The sequence below is a fragment of the Actinoplanes sp. NPDC049598 genome (assembly GCF_040675435.1).
Lineage (GTDB): Bacteria > Actinomycetota > Actinomycetes > Mycobacteriales > Micromonosporaceae > Actinoplanes.
Genome location: NZ_JBFAOX010000011.1, coordinates 282,721 through 298,817, shown reverse-complemented (window position 1 = coordinate 298,817; position 16,097 = coordinate 282,721). Strand labels below are relative to the sequence as shown.

22 protein-coding genes are annotated in these 16,097 nt (G+C 71.7%); 8 read left to right on the top strand and 14 right to left on the bottom strand.

Annotated elements, in window-relative coordinates; all coding sequences use genetic code 11:
- Window position 1: 1 nt before the first annotated feature.
- The gene (locus AB0J66_RS26045; protein ID WP_364665474.1) at window positions 2-442 is read right to left on the bottom strand and encodes a MarR family transcriptional regulator; all 441 of its coding nucleotides are present in this window, start codon (window positions 440-442) and stop codon (window positions 2-4) included.
- Window positions 443-500: 58 nt separating this feature from the next.
- Here AB0J66_RS26045 and AB0J66_RS26040 point away from each other — a divergent pair, with 58 nt between their 5' ends.
- From AB0J66_RS26040 to AB0J66_RS26030, 3 genes are all read left to right on the top strand, one after another.
- Window positions 501-977, top strand: coding sequence for a GNAT family N-acetyltransferase (locus AB0J66_RS26040; protein ID WP_364665472.1), 477 nt, complete (start codon window positions 501-503; stop codon window positions 975-977).
- Between the two features lie 62 nt (window positions 978-1,039).
- The gene (locus tag AB0J66_RS26035; RefSeq protein ID WP_364665470.1) at window positions 1,040-1,867 is read left to right on the top strand and encodes a hypothetical protein; all 828 of its coding nucleotides are present in this window, start codon (window positions 1,040-1,042) and stop codon (window positions 1,865-1,867) included.
- A 21-nt stretch (window positions 1,868-1,888) separates the two neighbouring features.
- Complete coding sequence (locus tag AB0J66_RS26030) at window positions 1,889-2,296, top strand: hypothetical protein (RefSeq protein ID WP_364665467.1); 408 nt, start codon at window positions 1,889-1,891, stop codon at window positions 2,294-2,296.
- On the opposite strand, the gene AB0J66_RS26025 is transcribed toward AB0J66_RS26030, so the two are convergent.
- The 5 genes from AB0J66_RS26025 to AB0J66_RS26005 all read right to left on the bottom strand — a co-directional run bounded on the left by AB0J66_RS26025 (window position 2,297) and on the right by AB0J66_RS26005 (window position 6,526).
- On the bottom strand, window positions 2,297-2,902 hold the full coding sequence (locus tag AB0J66_RS26025; RefSeq protein WP_364665464.1) for a Clp protease N-terminal domain-containing protein: 606 nt from the start codon (window positions 2,900-2,902) through the stop codon (window positions 2,297-2,299).
- A gap of 1 nt (window position 2,903) precedes the next feature.
- Window positions 2,904-3,140 (bottom strand): helix-turn-helix domain-containing protein, encoded by a 237-nt coding sequence (locus AB0J66_RS26020; protein ID WP_364665462.1) that lies wholly within the window; start codon window positions 3,138-3,140, stop codon window positions 2,904-2,906.
- Window positions 3,141-3,242: 102 nt separating this feature from the next.
- Window positions 3,243-3,431: a DUF3072 domain-containing protein gene (locus AB0J66_RS26015; RefSeq protein ID WP_364665459.1), complete on the bottom strand. Its 189-nt coding sequence runs from the start codon at window positions 3,429-3,431 to the stop codon at window positions 3,243-3,245.
- 29 nt (window positions 3,432-3,460) lie between these two features.
- Window positions 3,461-4,231, bottom strand: a complete 771-nt coding sequence (locus tag AB0J66_RS26010) for a VOC family protein (protein WP_364665456.1) — start codon at window positions 4,229-4,231, stop codon at window positions 3,461-3,463.
- A gap of 147 nt (window positions 4,232-4,378) precedes the next feature.
- Complete coding sequence (locus AB0J66_RS26005) at window positions 4,379-6,526, bottom strand: SpoIIE family protein phosphatase (RefSeq protein ID WP_364665453.1); 2,148 nt, start codon at window positions 6,524-6,526, stop codon at window positions 4,379-4,381.
- 190 nt (window positions 6,527-6,716) lie between these two features.
- Between AB0J66_RS26005 and AB0J66_RS26000 the strand changes: the two genes are divergently transcribed.
- Window positions 6,717-8,429: a cellulose binding domain-containing protein gene (locus tag AB0J66_RS26000; RefSeq protein ID WP_364665450.1), complete on the top strand. Its 1,713-nt coding sequence runs from the start codon at window positions 6,717-6,719 to the stop codon at window positions 8,427-8,429.
- A gap of 62 nt (window positions 8,430-8,491) precedes the next feature.
- Window positions 8,492-9,502 (top strand): hypothetical protein, encoded by a 1,011-nt coding sequence (locus AB0J66_RS25995; RefSeq protein ID WP_364665447.1) that lies wholly within the window; start codon window positions 8,492-8,494, stop codon window positions 9,500-9,502.
- A gap of 3 nt (window positions 9,503-9,505) precedes the next feature.
- Here the strand turns inward: AB0J66_RS25995 and AB0J66_RS25990 are convergent, their stop codons facing one another.
- The 3 genes from AB0J66_RS25990 to AB0J66_RS25980 form a co-directional block, all read right to left on the bottom strand.
- Window positions 9,506-9,649: a hypothetical protein gene (locus AB0J66_RS25990; protein WP_364665444.1), complete on the bottom strand. Its 144-nt coding sequence runs from the start codon at window positions 9,647-9,649 to the stop codon at window positions 9,506-9,508.
- A gap of 22 nt (window positions 9,650-9,671) precedes the next feature.
- Complete coding sequence (locus AB0J66_RS25985) at window positions 9,672-10,019, bottom strand: LiaF domain-containing protein (protein WP_364665441.1); 348 nt, start codon at window positions 10,017-10,019, stop codon at window positions 9,672-9,674.
- A 257-nt stretch (window positions 10,020-10,276) separates the two neighbouring features.
- Window positions 10,277-10,633 carry a DUF6401 family natural product biosynthesis protein gene (locus tag AB0J66_RS25980; protein ID WP_364665438.1) on the bottom strand — a complete coding sequence of 119 codons (357 nt, stop codon included), beginning with the start codon at window positions 10,631-10,633 and terminating at the stop codon, window positions 10,277-10,279.
- A 90-nt stretch (window positions 10,634-10,723) separates the two neighbouring features.
- On the opposite strand from AB0J66_RS25980, the gene AB0J66_RS25975 reads away from it, so the two are divergent.
- A complete protein-coding gene (locus AB0J66_RS25975) occupies window positions 10,724-11,143 on the top strand; it encodes a hypothetical protein (protein WP_364665435.1) in 420 nt (139 codons plus the stop codon).
- 54 nt (window positions 11,144-11,197) lie between these two features.
- Here AB0J66_RS25975 and AB0J66_RS25970 read toward each other — a convergent pair whose 3' ends face one another.
- Complete coding sequence (locus AB0J66_RS25970) at window positions 11,198-11,404, bottom strand: hypothetical protein (protein ID WP_364665432.1); 207 nt, start codon at window positions 11,402-11,404, stop codon at window positions 11,198-11,200.
- Between the two features lie 257 nt (window positions 11,405-11,661).
- Between AB0J66_RS25970 and AB0J66_RS25965 the strand changes: the two genes are divergently transcribed.
- Window positions 11,662-12,210 carry a hypothetical protein gene (locus AB0J66_RS25965; RefSeq protein ID WP_364665429.1) on the top strand — a complete coding sequence of 183 codons (549 nt, stop codon included), beginning with the start codon at window positions 11,662-11,664 and terminating at the stop codon, window positions 12,208-12,210.
- Window positions 12,211-12,249: 39 nt separating this feature from the next.
- Here AB0J66_RS25965 and AB0J66_RS25960 read toward each other — a convergent pair whose 3' ends face one another.
- The 3 genes from AB0J66_RS25960 to AB0J66_RS25950 all read right to left on the bottom strand — a co-directional run bounded on the left by AB0J66_RS25960 (window position 12,250) and on the right by AB0J66_RS25950 (window position 14,011).
- Window positions 12,250-12,429: a hypothetical protein gene (locus AB0J66_RS25960; protein ID WP_364665427.1), complete on the bottom strand. Its 180-nt coding sequence runs from the start codon at window positions 12,427-12,429 to the stop codon at window positions 12,250-12,252.
- Window positions 12,430-12,503: 74 nt separating this feature from the next.
- Window positions 12,504-12,968, bottom strand: a complete 465-nt coding sequence (locus AB0J66_RS25955) for an SRPBCC family protein (RefSeq protein WP_364665424.1) — start codon at window positions 12,966-12,968, stop codon at window positions 12,504-12,506.
- 23 nt (window positions 12,969-12,991) lie between these two features.
- Window positions 12,992-14,011 carry a YihY/virulence factor BrkB family protein gene (locus AB0J66_RS25950; protein ID WP_364665421.1) on the bottom strand — a complete coding sequence of 340 codons (1,020 nt, stop codon included), beginning with the start codon at window positions 14,009-14,011 and terminating at the stop codon, window positions 12,992-12,994.
- 62 nt (window positions 14,012-14,073) lie between these two features.
- Here AB0J66_RS25950 and AB0J66_RS25945 point away from each other — a divergent pair, with 62 nt between their 5' ends.
- Entirely contained in the window at window positions 14,074-15,645 is a 1,572-nt protein-coding gene (locus AB0J66_RS25945; RefSeq protein WP_364665418.1) for an NAD(P)/FAD-dependent oxidoreductase, read from the top strand.
- Here the strand turns inward: AB0J66_RS25945 and AB0J66_RS25940 are convergent.
- Entirely contained in the window at window positions 15,614-16,075 is a 462-nt protein-coding gene (locus AB0J66_RS25940) for an SRPBCC family protein (protein WP_364665415.1), read from the bottom strand. The two genes, AB0J66_RS25945 and AB0J66_RS25940, sit on opposite strands and share 32 nt — an antisense overlap.
- Between the last annotated feature and the right edge of the window lie 22 nt (window positions 16,076-16,097).

Here is a 16,097-nt window from a genome sequence, read left to right as displayed (position 1 = left end):
CTCAGGCCTTTCTGACTTTGCTGAAGACGCGGGTGATGACGGCGAGCTCGTCCGGGTCGAGCCGGTCGATGAAGCTGTCCCGGACGGTGACCAGATGCATGGGGGCGGCGGCCTCGAGCGCGGCCAGGCCGTCGGCGGTGAGCACGGCCTCCTGGCCGCGGCCGTCCTCGGGACAGGGCTGCTTGCGGACCAGGCCGCGCTTGACCATGGAGCTGATCTGGTAGGTGATGCGGCTCGGGGAGAAGACGAGACGGCCGGCCAGCTCACCCATGCGCAGGCGATGCTCGGGAGCCTCGGACAGGACCACGAGGACGTGGTAATCGTTCATGCTGAGACCGGTGTCCGCGCGCAGCTCGTCCTCGAGGTGGGTGTGCAGGGCCCACGAGCTCTCGATGAAGGTGCGCCAGGCGAGCGCCTCGGCGTCGTTCAGCGGTTCGGCCATGACAAGCAGTCTATCTCTTTCAAATCTGAAACAACAACCTGCGCCTAGGATGAGCCGCGTGTCCGTACGCCAAGCCCGCCCCGGGGATGCCGTCGAGCTGGTCCGCCTCCGCGCCATGATGTTGCAGGGCCTCGAGCGCAGCGTCGCCTGGGACGACGAGTGGCGCGAGCCGGCCCGGCAGACCCTGGTCGACCGGCTCGCCGACCCGGAGTCCACCCTCACCGCCTTCGTCGTGGACAAGGAGGGCGGAGGCCTCGCCGCCTGCGCAGTGGGCACCATCGAGCAGCGCCTCGGCGGCCCGAGCGATCCAGAAGGCCGGGTGGGCTACGTCTTCAGCGTGGTCACCGAGCCCGCGGAGCGCCGCCGCGGCCACTCGCGGGCCTGCCTGACGGCCCTGCTCGACTGGTTCCGTGCGCGCGGCGTCCACCGGGTCGACCTGCGCGCCTCCAGCGAGGGCGAACCGCTCTACGAGTCGCTGGGCTTCCGCCGCACCCGCGACCCGGCCATGCGCCTGCGACTGCCCGCCACTGATTGACCAGAATGAATGGGTCGTTCGGCTGACCAGGGCGCACACGAGATCTCAGTACCGTGCGGCGCATGGGACTGTTCCGGACGGACGAGCCGCTCGACCAGGCCTTGGCCGGTGCGCTGCGCACCGGCGGGCGATCGCGCAAGATCGTGGCGAAAGGGCAGGACGGGATCCGGGCGGCGCTGACCCCCGGCGAGCCGGTGCTGGCCGTCGCAGTCGACGAGCTCACCTACGACGGGACCCTGGTCGTGGCGGGCCGCCGGCTGCTGAGCATGCGCCGGGGCGGCCGCGAGCTCGTGCTGGCGACCGACGTCACGGCTCTCTCCAGCGCCTACCTGGAGGAGAACAAGGGCTTCGCGGTGCTCGTGGCGCACCAGGCGGGCGTACGGCTGCACCTGGCCGACCGGGCCGCCGCGGCGGCGCTCGCCCAGCAGATCAACGACCTGGTCGTACGGCATCGGCCGCGGGCCGTTCCGGCCCTGCACCCGACGTTCTACGGGGACGTCCTCGAGGCGGCCGGGGTGCCGGACACCTCCGTCAACCGGGATCGGCTGGCCGAGCGTACGGCCTATGTCCTCGGCACCCAGGCCGCCGCCTTCACCGCCCAGCTCAGGGACCCACAGGCCTTCAAGGCGTTCTCGGGACGGTTCGCCCTCGCCGAGCCCGGGCGGTTGTGGCAGCGGGCCGACGACATGATCGACTGGTTGTGGGCGTGGAACCCGGGCTGCCACGAGGGCCTCGTCAAGTGGGCCGGCAAATGGCACAGCGGCCTGCTGGAGCCGGGCAGCTTCCTGACCGCGGCCGCGGGCGGCGAGATCCCGCCGTTCGGCGACCGGGCCGCGGGCGACGACTCCGAGGCCTGGCGGCTGGTCTTCGAGCGGCACCACCGGGGTTGATCTGCATTAACATCTCGGTGCATGGCGTACCGGGTCGAGTACAACGGCGAGGACATCGACTTCGCCACGCTCGACGCCGCGCTCGACCGGGCCCGGCGGATCATCGCCGATGACATCGGGCGGCTCGACGGGTGGACCGTCGAGCACGACGAGACCGTCAACGACTGGTTCGTCCAGGGCGTCCGCAACGGGCGGCGGATCGGCCCCACGGCGGTGGTCACCGGCCCGCGGGGCACCCGGGCCGTGACCGGCGCGCCCACCGTCTACGAGGAGTGGGAGCGCCGGGTCGTCTTCATCGGGCGGACACCGGCCGAGGCTTTCGCCATGGCCGCCGAGTGGCTCACCCGGCGGCCCGACGTGGAGGCGCTGGGCGACGTGGGCTGGCACCGCACGGCCGACGGGCACCAGCTGCGGCTCTACTACCGCTGACTAGGCGGCCTGGGCCTTGAGCGAGCGTGTGAGCTCGTCGCGCAGGCGGTCGAAGTCGACCCCCCGCTCCTTGAGGATCAGCATGGCCAGGCCCTCGCCCTCGCGGATCAGGCCCAGCGCGATGTGCTCGGGGGCGATGAACTTCTGGTCGAGCCGGATCGCCTCGCGCAGCGACAACTCCAGCACCTTCTTGTTGCGCTTGGTGAAGGGGACGTGGTTGCTGCCGGCGTAGAAGCGGCCGAACAGCCCTCGCTTCTTGGGCGCGGGGCGGGGAAGCTTCAGGGCGCCGGCGCCGAAGTTCTGCTCGATCGCGGCCCGTACGGCGTCCAGGTCGATCCCGATCGCCTTGAGCGCCGCCGCGTCCTCGGCGTCGGTGTCGACCGGTGACAGGGGCGGGGTGTGCTCGACCCGGCGGCGCGCCTCGTCGCGCACCGCCTCGGCGGTGACCCCCCACTCGGCCAGGGCCGAGGCGACCGGCCCGTCCGGATCGGCGATCAGGGAGATCAGCACGTGCTCGGTGCCGATGTGGCCGTGGCCGAGCTCGCGCGCCTCGACCTGGGCCCGGACGACGACCGCACGCGCCTCGGTGGTGAATCGCTCGAACATCTCAGTCCTCCCGTGGGTCCGGCGCCGGCATGGTGCGCGCGTGCTTCTTGTGGACGCCCTGGCGGGTCACCTCGAGCGCGTCGGCGATCTCCTGCCAGGACCAGCCCTTGCGGCGGGCGTTGGCCACCTGCAGATGCTCCAGGCCCTCGAGCAGGCGGCGCAGGGCCACGACGGCGCGCAGCCCGACCCGGGGATCGGCGCTGCTCGCCGCCGCGGCTAGATCGGTTGCTTCGGTCATGCTGTCAACTTACGTTGACGCTCCCCGATTGTCAACCGGGGTTGACGCGTAGGGCGAAAAGAAGGCCGGCCCCCAACGCACGAGGGCCGGCCTTCGCAAAATTCAGCGGCCGCGGCCGGTCTTCTCCTGCAACTCGTCGATCTTCTCCGACGCCTCGGCCTTGGTCAGGCCCTCCGGCACCTCTTCCTTCGCCTCGGTGGCGAGGGTGTTGAGGTACGACTCCTGGGCGCCGGTCGCCGGCTCGTCACCGGTGGTCCAGTCCGACGGATCTTTCTCGGCGTTCGTCGACATCAGGTCTCCTCCTTCGAACGCCTGTTCTCTTACCCGCCGTACGTCAACTCCATGCCGATGATGTCGTTGTAGGCGACATCGAGCTTGACCTCGCGCTGGACCGGCGCGGTGACCGCGAACGCGGCCCCGAACGGGTCGACGATCTCGGCCGAGCAGCCCAGCCCCATCTCGGCCGGCCCGTTCACCACGCGCCCGCCCAGCCCGGCCACCCGGTCGATCGCGGCCGAGGTGTCGGCCACCTGGAACGACGGCTGCCAGCGGGCCCCGTAGCGGCCGGTGATCAGGCCGGCCACCGAGTCGTGGGCCTCGGTCAGCCACTCACCGCTGCCGAACTCGTGGGTCAGGGTCCAGCCGAACACCTGCGCGTAGAACGACGTCGCCGTGGCCACGTCGTCGGTGAGCAGGTCGGCCCAGGCCATCGTGCCCGGCTCGCCGCGCTCCTGCATGCCCGCGAAGCCGGCCGCCTGCCACAGCCCGAAGACCGCGCCGGCCCCGTCCGCGACGATCGCGCTGCGGGCCCCGATGCGCTCCTCGGGCCAGGTCAATGCCTTGCCGTACGCCTGCGTGACCCGCCCGGCCGTGCCCTCGAGATCGGGGGCGGCCAGATAGGTCAGCCAGCCCTCGGGCCGGTCCGGCCGGCTCCGGGCGAGCCCGGCGACCGCCCGGCCGTCGAGCGTGAATCGATCGCCGTCGAGCTGCCAGCCGAAGAGCCCGCCGTAGAAACCGGCAGCCGCGTCCGGGTCGGACGTGGTGAGCTCCACCCAGCAGGGGGTCGACGGCGCAAAGCCTCTGATCCGCATATACCGCTCCAACGTGGACGTCCCCGATTTCAGGGTGACTCTACGGCAGTGAATACGCGCTGTCACTACCCCGGGGTTCAATGTCCGCTTTAGAACGGCTTTCCACTACGGAAGGTGACCGTCTGTACGTCACACGTAACGTGATCGTTAATCTGCTGGTGAGTCGCCGGCCGTGGGAGCGCTCCGCCCCGGAACGAGCATCTCGAACCACACCGTGGAGCCCCGCACCGACGGGTCGGTGCCCCACGAATCGCTCAACTCTTCAATCAAACCGAGGCCGCGGCCACGACTGCTCATCGTGTCGGTGTGGGCCCGGATGACCGTCCCGCGGGTGCCGGTGTCGGCCACCGAGACCAGCAGCCGCTCGGCGTTCAGGTCGATGTGCACCTGGGCCGGGGTGCCCGCGTGCAGCAGCGCGTTGGTGGTCAGTTCGCTCGTGCACAGGATGGCGGCGCCGATCACCGAATCGGGCAGGCTCCACTCACGAAGGCGGGTCGACATCCACTGCCGTACGCGGGAGGGGCCGGTCGGCTCGGCCGGCACCAGCATCGTGGCCGACCGGCTCATCGCGACCGCGTGCTCCACCGCGAGCACGGCCACATCGTCGTCAGTCGAGCCCGGCACGGCCGTGGTGGCCAGGGCGCACAGGTTGCGCGGGTCGCCGCTGGCGGCGGCCGCGGTCACCGCGACCAGCGCGTCCAGCCCGTCGTTGAGGGCCCGGCCGCGGCGCTCCACCACCCCGTCGCTGAACATCAGGATCGTGTCGCCCGGCTCCAGCCGCACCTGACCGGTCTGCCAGCGCCCGCCCAGCCCCAGCGGCGCCCCCGGCGGCACCTTGACCAGCTCGGCCGCCGGCATCCCGCCGGCCACCCCGGCCCGGCGCAGCACCGGTGGCGGGTGACCCGCGCTGGCCATGGTGATCGTGCCGTCGGCCGGGTCGAGCACCCCGTAGACGACGGTCACGAAGATCTCCTCGTTGCGCGACTCGGCGCCCAGCGAGCCGACCAGGCGATCCAGTCCGGCCAGGACACTGGGCGGAGCCGGATCGGTCAGCGCCATCGCCCGCAGCGCGGCCCGCACCTGGCCCATCACCGCCGCCGCGCGCACGTCGTGCCCGGCGACGTCGCCCAGCACCATGGCCAGCCGGCCGTCGATCAGCGTGAACGCGTCGTAGAAGTCGCCGCCGGCCGCGTTGCCGTCCACCCCGACGTCGTAGCGGGCCGCGATGCGGAACGTGTCCAACTCGGGCAGATGCTCCGGCAGCATGCTGCGCTGCAGCAACTGGGCCGTGCCGTGCTGGGCCTCGAACCGGCGGGCCCGCTCGGCGGCCTGCCCGACCAGCTGCGCGGCCGCGCTGAGCAGGGCCCGCTCGGCCGGCAGCCAGGTGTGGGCGTGGCGGTAGCCGACGGTCAGGGCGCCGGTCAGCGAGGCCGTCCGCAACGGCAGCGAGGCCAGCGAGCGGACCCGCCGCTCGTGCCGGTCGGTGGCGACCGCCCGCAACGGCTCGCCGTCGGTCACGAACGACGCCTGCCCGCTGGTCGCGGCGGCCACCAGCGGGGCCCGCGGGTCGTCCGCGGCGCGTTTCCACACCGGAGGCAGACGCTCGTCGGCCTCGTCGAGCATCTCGCCCCGGATGCGCCGCACATAGCGGAAGGCGCCACCGTCGTCGACGGCGAACACGCAGTGGTCGACGTCGAACGACGCCGACGCGTAGCCCAGCACGACCCGGGCCACGTCGTCGACGGTCAGCGCCCCGGCCAGCCGGGCGGTCAGGTCGCCCAGGCTCTGCAGCCGGCGGGTGACCTGGGTCGTCTCGGCGGCGACGGTCAGCACACCGGTGATCCGCCCGCGCCGGTCGCGGACCGCGGAGTGCCCGCGGGTGAAGAAGGCCTGCTCGGGCCGGCCGCCCGGGCCGCGCACGACGGTCAGCTGGGTCTCGGCCTCGAGGAACGACTCGCCGCTGCGGTAGACCTCGGCGATGGCGCCGCCCAGCCCGGGGGCCCGCCACAGGTCACCGAAGGCCTCGGGGGCCGGGCGGCCCAGCGCGGCGGGGTGCAGACTGCCGATCAGATCGGCATAGGCGTCGTTGTAGATCAGGAGGAAGTCGTCGCCGTGGCTGTACGCCATGGGCATGGGCGAACCGAGCATCAACTCGATGGTCGCGGCGACGGCCGGATCCCAGCCGTCGCGGGCGCCCAGGGCCGTGCGGGACCAGTCGGCGGTGGCCACCAACTCGGTCACCGAGGGCAGCGAAGGCATGACTGAGGAGCTCACCCCACCCGTGCTGCCGGCCATGGTGGAAAGCGTATCCCGACTCCGCCATTCGGACGATGCCGCACCGGCCAACCGTCCGATTCTTGACGGTACGACCAGTCCGCCCTGTCCGGAGAGTTCCCAACTAGTCCCGTGCGATATCACTGTCGGTAGCCGACTGCTGCTCCTCACCGCGTCGCCGTCCTGAGTTACCTCACTTATAGTCGCGGCCGTGACCGAGGACCGCCGCCCCCGCCATGGCGCACCGGACTACCGCGCCGACGTGCGGCAGATCCCGGGCGCCGACGCCCCTCCCGCGGATGCCGAGACGGCGCGGATGGAGGCGCCCCCCTCGTTCGACCCGTCGTGGCCGCCCCGCCGCGACGCCACCATCTGGCCCGGCGGTACGGAGGAGCGGGCGGCCCAGGCGCACGAGACGGCGTGGACCGGCGACGTGCCCCACCAGCGCCCGGCCGGCGACTGGAACGCGGCTACCGGCGGCGAGACGTGGGCCGCGCCGAACGGGTACGCCCACCCGGCCGACGGTCAGCAACAGGACGACGGCTACGACGCTTACCAGCAGGACGGCTACCCGGCCGGTCATGACGGTTATGCGCGGAATGACACCGCCTATCCCGCGGGCCCTGACGGTCCGGCTTACTCCGCGGACCCGGACGGCGGCGCCTACCCCGACGGCTACGGGCCGAACGAGGCCTACGCGCCGGACGCCGGCGCGCATGACGGTTACGGCCAGAACTATGACGGCTATGGCCGGAATGAGGCCTACCCGGCCGGGCTGGACGGCCGGGACGATCCGGCCGGGCACGACGGCTATGCCCGCAACGCGGCGTATGGGCCGGGCGGCGAGGGCTATGGCCACGACGCCGACACCTTCGCGCCGGGCGCGGACGGTTACGGGACTGACGCTTATGGGCGTGCGGCGGAGGCCGACACATTGGCTCCCGGGGCTGACGGCTATGGGCCGGGCGCGCACGAGGGCTTCGGGCCGGAGGCCGAGGCCTATCCGCGGGACGACTCGGGCTTCGAGCGGCCCGGCGCGGGTGGGCCCGACCGGGACGGGGCGGGCGTCGGGGCGTACGGCCAAGGAGCCGGCGGCGAGCCGGCCGAGAATGACCCCTGGGTCGGCCGGGCCGGCGAGACCGCGCTGTTCGCCGGGGAGTGGGCGGAGCCGGCGGGCGAGACCGGGATGATCGATCTCTCGGCGCCGCCGCGGGCCGAGCCGCGCAGCCACCGCGAGGGCAGCCGCCGCCGGGCCGGAGTCGTCGCGCTGGCCGCGGCCGGGGTGTTCCTGGCCGGGGCGGCGGGCTACATCGTGCTGCGGCCGGACTCCTCGCCGGCGCCGAACAACGCCGCGGTGGCCACCTCGGCCCCGGTGGAGTCCCCGGACCCGACGCTGGACGCGCCCGTGGCCGAGCCCACCACGACAGCGCCCTCGGCCTCGCCGGCCGGCACGAGCACGTCGCCCACGACGGCCGCGCCCACGACGGAGGCCGCCACCACGACGGCGCCGGCCGCGCCCGTGCCGGTCACCACCAAGCCGGCCGCGACCACCCCGGCCGCCCGGCCGACGACCACGGCGCCGACGAAGACGCTGGCGCCGACGCCCACGACGGCTCCGGCCGCGGCGCCGCTGACCGCGGCCTACGGCTTCAGCAACGGTGACGATGGGTACGTGGGCACCGTTACGGTGAACAACCCCGGAACGGCGGCCGCTACGGACTGGCAGGTGCGGCTCACCATCCCCAGTGGCGCCTCGATCACCGTCCTCAGTGGCGGCGTCTCCGGCTCGGCCAGCGGCACCCGGGCCACCTTCAGCGGCGGCTCGATCGGCGCCCGGAGCTCGCTGACATTCACCTTCGGCCTCCAGACCGACAGCGACGATCTCCCCAGCGGTTGCACGATCAACGGAAGCCCCTGCTCCTAACGTCGCCTCGCGCCCTCGGTCGTTGCGCCCTATGGTCGGTCGCAGGCGAACAAGGAGGCGCGATGAGCCGGGGTCTGGAAGACATGTGGCGCTCGGTGCTGCTGTTCATCCCCACCGCACTGGGCTTCATAGCCATCGTCGTGATCGGCTACGTCGCCGCCCGCCTGCTCCGCACGCTGACCGCGCGGGTCCTGGCCCGCGCCGGGCTGGACCGCTCCCGGTTCTTCCGCGACCGGATCACACCCAGCGTCCTCTGCTCGAAGATCGTCTTCTACGGGGTCCTGCTCTTCGCCCTGCAACTGGCCTTCGGCCTCTGGGGCCCCAACCCCGTCAGTGACCTGCTCACGGCGGTGATCGCCTGGCTGCCCCGCGCCTTCATCGCCGTCGTCATCATCGTGGTGGCCGTCGCCATCGGCCGCGCCGCCGCCGACCTGATCACGAGCGCGCTCGGCCCCCTGCCGTACGCCCGCCTCCTGGCCCGCGCCGTCTCGACCGTCATCATCACGCTCGGCGTGATCGCCGCCCTGGACCAGGTCCAGATCGCCACCTCGGTCACCCAGCCCCTGCTGATCGCCGTCCTGGCCACGGTGGCCGGCGTGGTGATCGTCGGGGTGGGCGGCGGCCTGATCCGCCCCATGCAGGCCCGCTGGGAGACCTGGCTCGATCGCGCCGCCACCGAGTCCACCACCATCCGCGACCAGGCCCGCGCTTACGCCGCGACCCGGCCCTCCCCGTCGGACCCGCCGGCGACGCCAGAGCCGGTACGCCCGGAGACCGCCACCCCAGCCGCGGACGAGACCCAGGTGATCCCGCCTCCTCGCTCGTCCCCGCCCGCTTCCGCCGCGCCCGCCTCCTCCGCGTCCGCTGCCTCGGCCGCGCCCGCCGCCTCCACCTCCGCCGACGAGACGGTCACCATCGTCACCTCCGGCGACGAGGACACGACCATCATCCGTCCCGGCGCGAACGACACCGTCGTCATCGGCAACTCGCCCGACGAAACCCAGGTGATCGCTCCGAGCGACGCCACGGCAACCCGCCCCCTCCCCACCGACCCGGACGACCGCCGGCCTTAGAGGTCAGGTCACCGGCATGCCCAGGGATTCCATCGGCTCGCGATGCTGGTTGATCGAGATTCGGATCTGACTCTGGGCGGAGACGAAGAACAACGGCCCGGCCGGGACCGCCGCGCAGGTCAACCGGCCGATGACGATCATCGGCATCGAGCCGTGGCCGGGGCGGCCGTCAGTCGCGTTCGATGCGGATGCCGCCGACGACGGTGTAGTCGCGGATGCGCAGTGTGATGGTGGGGGTGGCGGTGGTGCCGGAGTCCAAACGGGTGCCGCCGAGCAGGCGGAAGCCTGCCACCTCGACGGTCACGGTGGCCGGTACGCGGAGGGAGACGCCGCCGACCAGCGAGAACTTGGTGATGACGGGGTCGGCGGGAAGCTCAGCTCCGGTCAGGTCGAGGTCGAGGCCACCGATCACCGACACCACCCGCATGTCGCGAGGCAGGCGCCAGGGGCCGCGGCGCTTGACGCCGCCGAGCAGGGAAACGAACCAGGTGGCCTTCTTCTTGCTTGTTGCGTCCATGCGATCACCATAGGTAGGGCCATCGATGCTGCCCGAAGGCCTGGGGCAGTCGACCACGACGGCGTCGCCTTCCACTGGTCGACATCTGGCTCCGGGGTTCGGATCTCACCAGTCGGGCGACGGCCCAGGATCGTCATCCCCGGTGGGGGCGACCCGGGCCCGGATATGAGGAGGGCCGGTGCCGGGGGGTTCCCGGCACCGGCCCTCGAAAATGAAAGGTCGGTCTTCGGCGGTGCGTTAAGGCTGGCGGTTCAGGGTCAGTTGGGGGTGGGCAGGGTCTGGGCGAGGGTGCAGACCGCCAGGAGGCGGCAGAGGACCCAGTCGCTCTCGGACCAGTCGATCAGGGTGACCGGGGGGCGCCAGCCGTGGGTGAAGGCGGCGTCGCGGACGCCCTCGGCGTAGGCGGCCAGCAGGACCGCGGTGAGCGGGCGGACGTCGGCCGAGAGGCTGTCGCGGATGCCGGCGGCGTGCTGGTCGACGGTGGCCATCAGGCCGGGGTTGGCGGCGGCGGCCGGGAGGCCGGTGACGCCGACGGTGTCGTGCAGCTCGGTCAGGGCGGCGTGAGCGGAGCGGAGGGCAGCACGGGCGGCGGCGCCGGAGAACAAACCATTCATGAGAAGAACGTTAAGGAGGCTCGGGTAGCCGACGGTTCTCCGGACGGGTGCAGGACGGTTGAAGCTGTCCGGACGGGGAAAAAGCCTCGCGTGGCGGACAAACACCAGCGGCCGGAGGGGCTCGATGACACGACGGTCGAGGCGCTGGGGAAGCTGAGCGAGGCGCTGGAGACGACCGAGCACGCGCGTGGGCATCTGTATGCGATGCACCAGCTCACGGGGGCGGCGGACTTTCAGCTCGACGAGGCGGTGTCGCTGCTGCGGGAGGCCGGGCACGACGGGCTGGCCGATCGGGTCGAGAGGGAGCTGATCGGGCGCAACGTCATTCCGGGGCGGTGGACGTTCCAGATCGTCGAGGAGTACGACGACGGGTACTACTCCGAGTTCCGCGCGCTGGAGAAGGCGGCGCGGGATGAGCTTGCGGGCGGGCGGCGCCACATCTACGAGGCTGAGCTCAAAGAGAAGCGCCGCACCCACGGACGAGCGGGCCACGAGGCCACGGCAAGCTGAAGGCCCGCCGGATGAGAGGCGGGCCTGGGGCCTGCGGAAAAAGCGGAGCCGTTACTACTCGGCCGGCTCGGGCGTGGGACGGCGGCGCTGGGCGTCGTCGGCGAGGATGACGGTGGCCACGACCAGGGCGACGACGACGGCGAAGAGCCAGGAGGCGTCGGCGATCAGCTTGGCGGCCAGCGGGGCCTGGAACGCGGCGAGAAGGAAGCCGATCCAGGCGAGCTGACGCTGACGGTCGGTGAGAAATCCGGCAGAACGCATTCGAACAGTTTTACTCGCTTCAGGGGGATCGCCGTCACCCGTTCGGCCGATTTTGCGTTGGTCCGATCGTGCCCCGAGTGTTGCGTCAAGGTCGCTCAACCACGCTGTTTCTGCTGGTGGGAGCGCTCGTTCTAGCAGGTTGTCAGCGTCCGGTGACGCCACCGCAAGATCCCGGACGAGTGGCTGTGGGAGCGCTCCAGGGCCGAAAGCAGGCAATTCTGACCGTTGACGACGCGGCCTCCCGTGTGCAAGTGATCATGGCGAGTCTGCCGGGGATGCTCTACCGGGTGAGCACGCCGCCCGGGGCCGGTCTGGCCCCGCAAGTCAGTGTGGCCGGAACGGCGGTGCGGGCGAGACTGCGGCCGACCGGGACCGACGGTCCGCACGAGGTCCGCATCGTGCTCAACCGGGACGTCCGGTGGGGCATCCGGCTGCCCGCGGGGGCGGGGGAGCAGCAGCTCGACCTGGCCCGCGGCCGGATCACACGAGTGGAGCTGGGCGCCTCCGGGCTGATCGAGTTGCGCCTGCCCGAACCGGCCGGCACCGTCCCGGTCACGCTGGCCGGCGGCGTCGGAACGCTGTCGGTGACCATGCCGGCCCGGACGGCCCTGCGGATCGGCCTCGACCGGGGCGCGGGCTCGGCCACCACCCCCTGGACGGTGGCCGAGGCGCTTCCGGCGGGCACCTATCTCGGTCCCGCGATCTGGCCGGCGGCCCGCCACCGCTACGCGCTGCGGGCCCGCCAGGGCATCGGCTTTCTCACGGTCCGGCGCTCGGTCACCGAGTCGGGAAAACCCAGGACCTAGGCCGTACGCCGGGACGACCGCGGGCCGGAAGTCCGGTGATCAGTTCGGTCCGGTGTGGGGCGTGGTGCCGGGCCGCTGGGTGGTGGTCTCGGTGCCCTCCTCGTTGTCGGAAGGGTCGTTCTGGCCGTCGGTGTCCCAGCTGGCCATGGCCTTGTCGAGGTCGGCGAGGGGGAGTCGTTCCTCGTCGCGCCACACGCCGTCGTCGGTCGGATGCGTCATGATCGGGGGAGTACCCAGCCTGGGGACGCGAAAACGGCCGCCCGGAGGCAGCCGTTCTCGCGAGTGACGAAGGGTCAGGCGCCGGGGCGGTCCACCTCGCCCCGCCAGCCGCCCGTCTCCAGGCCGCCGCGGCTCTCGATGTACTCCTTGAAGCGCTTGAGGTCGCCCTTGACCCGGCGGTCGAGGATGCCCAGCTTGTCGCCGGCGGTCTCGACCACACCCTGCGGGTCGAAGTCCATCTGGACGGTGACCCGGGTGTGCGTGTCGTCGAGCCGGTGGAAGGTGACCACGCCGGCCTGCTTCTCGCCCTCGGTGGACTTCCAGGCGACGCGCTCGTCCGGGAGCTGCTCGGTGATCTCGGCGTCGAACTCGCGCTTGACCCCGGCGATCTCGGTCTTCCAGTGCGTGTGGGTGGCGTCGAGCTGACGGATCTCGTTCACGCCCTCCATGAACCGGGGGAACTCCTCGAACTGAGTCCACTGGTTGTAAGCGGCCCGCACCGGGACGTCGACGTCAACGAACTCGGTAACCGTGCTCACGGTGACTCCTCCTACTAGATTTGTTACCCCGCCTTGCTGTCAGAAGACGTGCCCTCCTCGACCGCGGCTAAACGCGGAGCGAGCGGAGTCTGTGGATCTTCGTCGCCGGCCTGGCGCAGGCGCTGCCGCAGCACCTCGGCGTTGACCTGCACGCCGAGCAGCAGCGCGGTGTTGGAGAGATAGATCCAGACCAGGAAGGCCACGATGGCGCCGAGACTGCCGTACGTGCGGTTGTAGGAGCCGAAGTTGGCCACGTAGAGGCCGAACCCGAACGACGCCACCGACCAGGCGGCCAGGGCCACCGCGCCGCCGACGGTGAGCCAGCGGAAGCGGGGCTGCCGGACGTTGGGGGCGATCCAGAACAGCAGCGAGAGCACGATCATCGCGATCACGACCAGGACCGGCCAGCGCCCGGCCGACCACAGCTGGCGGACTGTCGGGCCGGCGTGCAGGGCGTTGCCCACGGCGTCGACCAGCGGCCCGCTGATCACCAGGCCGGCCCCGATGGCGGCCAGCAGCACCAGGGCCACCGCGGCCAGCACGATCTGCAGGATCTCCAGTTTCCACCAGACCCGGCCCTCCTGGACGCCGTAGATCCGGTTGGAGGCGCGAGTGAACGTACCGACGTAGCCGGAGGCCGACCAGACCGCGAGCAGCAGGCCGAAGCCGAACAGCACCTTGGCCGAGGACTGCTGCACGAGCAGCGCCTGAATGACCGAGAGCAGGCTGTCGTTGTCGACCACCGAGCCGACACCGAGGTCGCGCAGGATGCCCACGGCCGCCGTGAGCACGGTCGAGCCGTCGGTGACCAGGTTGACCAGGGCGACGATGACGACCAGGGACGGGATCAGCGCCATGAAGGTCTGATAGGTCATCGCCGCGGCGAAATCGGAACAGTCGTCCTCGACGTAACCGACCAGGCTGCGCCAGCCGATCGAGCGCCAGCTCCGCCAGCTGAGCTGCCGCAGTCTAAGGGGAAGCGGCCGGGGTGTGATCTCCGCGGCGTGCTCCTCGGAGTCCCGGTCGAGCGTCGGCTCAGCCACTCTCCGGCTGCTACCCGGGGGCGATGAGTGACAAACGCCGAAGGAAGGGTAGGACGTACGCGATGGAGACTGCAGACGCGATCATCGTCGGCGCCGGCCACAACGGCCTGGTCGCCGCCAACCTGTTGGCCGACGCCGGGTGGTCGGTGGTGGTCCTCGAGGCCGCCCCGCAGCCGGGCGGGGCGGTGCGGTCCGGTTTCGTGACCGCGCCCGGATACCTCAGCGACCTTTTCAGCTCCTTCTATCCCCTGGGGTACGCCTCGCCGGTGATGGCGGGTCTGGACCTCGACCTGGAGTGGACCCGCTCGCCCGACGTGCTCACGCATCTGCTGCCCGACGGGCGGGCAGCGACGATCAACACCGATGTCGTACGGACGATGGAGTCGGTCGAGAAGTTCGCGCCGGGTGACGGCGAGCGCTGGAAGAACGCGTTCGACGACTGGAAGGGCGTCTCCGCCCCGATGCTGGAGACGATCACCACGCCGTTCCCGCCGGTGCGCGGGGGTGCCCGCCTGTTGAAGGCGCTGGGCAGCGTGGATGCTCTGCGGCTGGCCCGGCGGCTCGTGTTGTCGGTGCGGGAGCTGGGCTCCGAGCTGTTCAGCGGCGAGGGGGCGACGCTGCTGCTGGCCGGATGCGCCCTGCACACCGACCTGTCGCCCGAGGAAGCCGGCGGCGGGGTCTACGGGTGGCTGCTGGCCATGCTGGGGCAGGAGCACGGCTGGCCGGTCCCGGTCGGCGGGGCTCAGCGGATCACCGATGCGCTGGTCTCGCGACTGGAGGCCCGCGGCGGGGAAGTCCTTTACAACGCGCCGGTTGATCGGGTGCTGATCGCCCGCGGCCGGGCCATGGGCGTACGGGCCGCGGACGGCCGGAAGTTCCGGGCGCTCAAAGCGGTCGTCGCGGACGTGCCGGCGCCCGCGCTCTACCTGGACCTGGTCGGCGAGCGCTGGCTGCCGGCCCGCCTCGTCGAGGATCTGGCCCACTTCCGCTGGGACGGGGCCACGGTCAAGGTCGACTGGGCCGTACGGACGAAGATGCCCTGGAAGAACCCGGCCGCGGCCGGCTCCGGGACCGTGCACCTGGGGGCCGACCTCAACGGCCTGACCCGGTACTCGGCCCGTCTGGCGACCAACGAGGTGCCCGACAAGCCGTTCATGCTCCTGGGCCAGATGACCACCGCCGATCCCGGCCGGTCACCCGAGGGCACCGAGTCGGTCTGGGCCTACACGCACCTGCCGCACCGCGACCACTGGGAGCCGGACGAGATCGCCGCCCACGTCGAGCGCATGGAGGCGACCGTCGAGGAGTACGCCCCCGGCTTCCTGGCCAACGTCGAGGGCCGCAACGTCTACTCGCCGGCCGACATGCAGCGCGAGAACCCGTCGCTGGTCGGCGGCGCGCTCGGCGGCGGCACCGCGGCCGCCTTCCAGCAGCTGTTCCTGCGCCCCATCCCGTCCCTGGGCCGGGCCGACACCCCGGTCGACCGCCTCTTCATGGCCAGCTCGTCGGCCCACCCGGGCGGCGGCGTCCACGGCGCCCCCGGCGCCAACGCGGCGCGGGCCGCCCTGGCCCGCCACCGCGTCCGCGGCTACCGAACCCTCATCAACGGAGCGAATCGGGTGATCTACGGCTAGATCGCTCGGCGATGTCGGCCAGGCGGCGGAGGCTCTCGATGTTGCGGCGGTGCAGCACCAGGTCGTTGAGCTTGTTGCGCACCGCCAGCAGCGGGCCGCGCTCGAAGTCCTCCTCGATGGTGACCTTGGTGGCGCCGCCGGGGGCGGGATCAAGCTTGATGTCGACCACGGCCTCGCCCAGCGGCCACAGGCCGGCGTTCAGCTTGAGCCGCCGGTCCGGCTCCATGAGCAGGACCTCGGATTTGTCGTGGAGGGAGAGCGGCCACGGGCCGGCCTTATGGTGGAGGTGGCTGCCCACCTCGGGCCAGTTGTCGTCGACGTCGCGGATGTGAACGGTGCCGACCACCCAGTCGCTGTAGGTCCAGCCGTCGGCGAGGACGGCGAAGACGCGGTCGGGCGGGGCCTGGACGGTACGCTGCACGATAGCCACGCCGAGGACATACCCTTGGAGA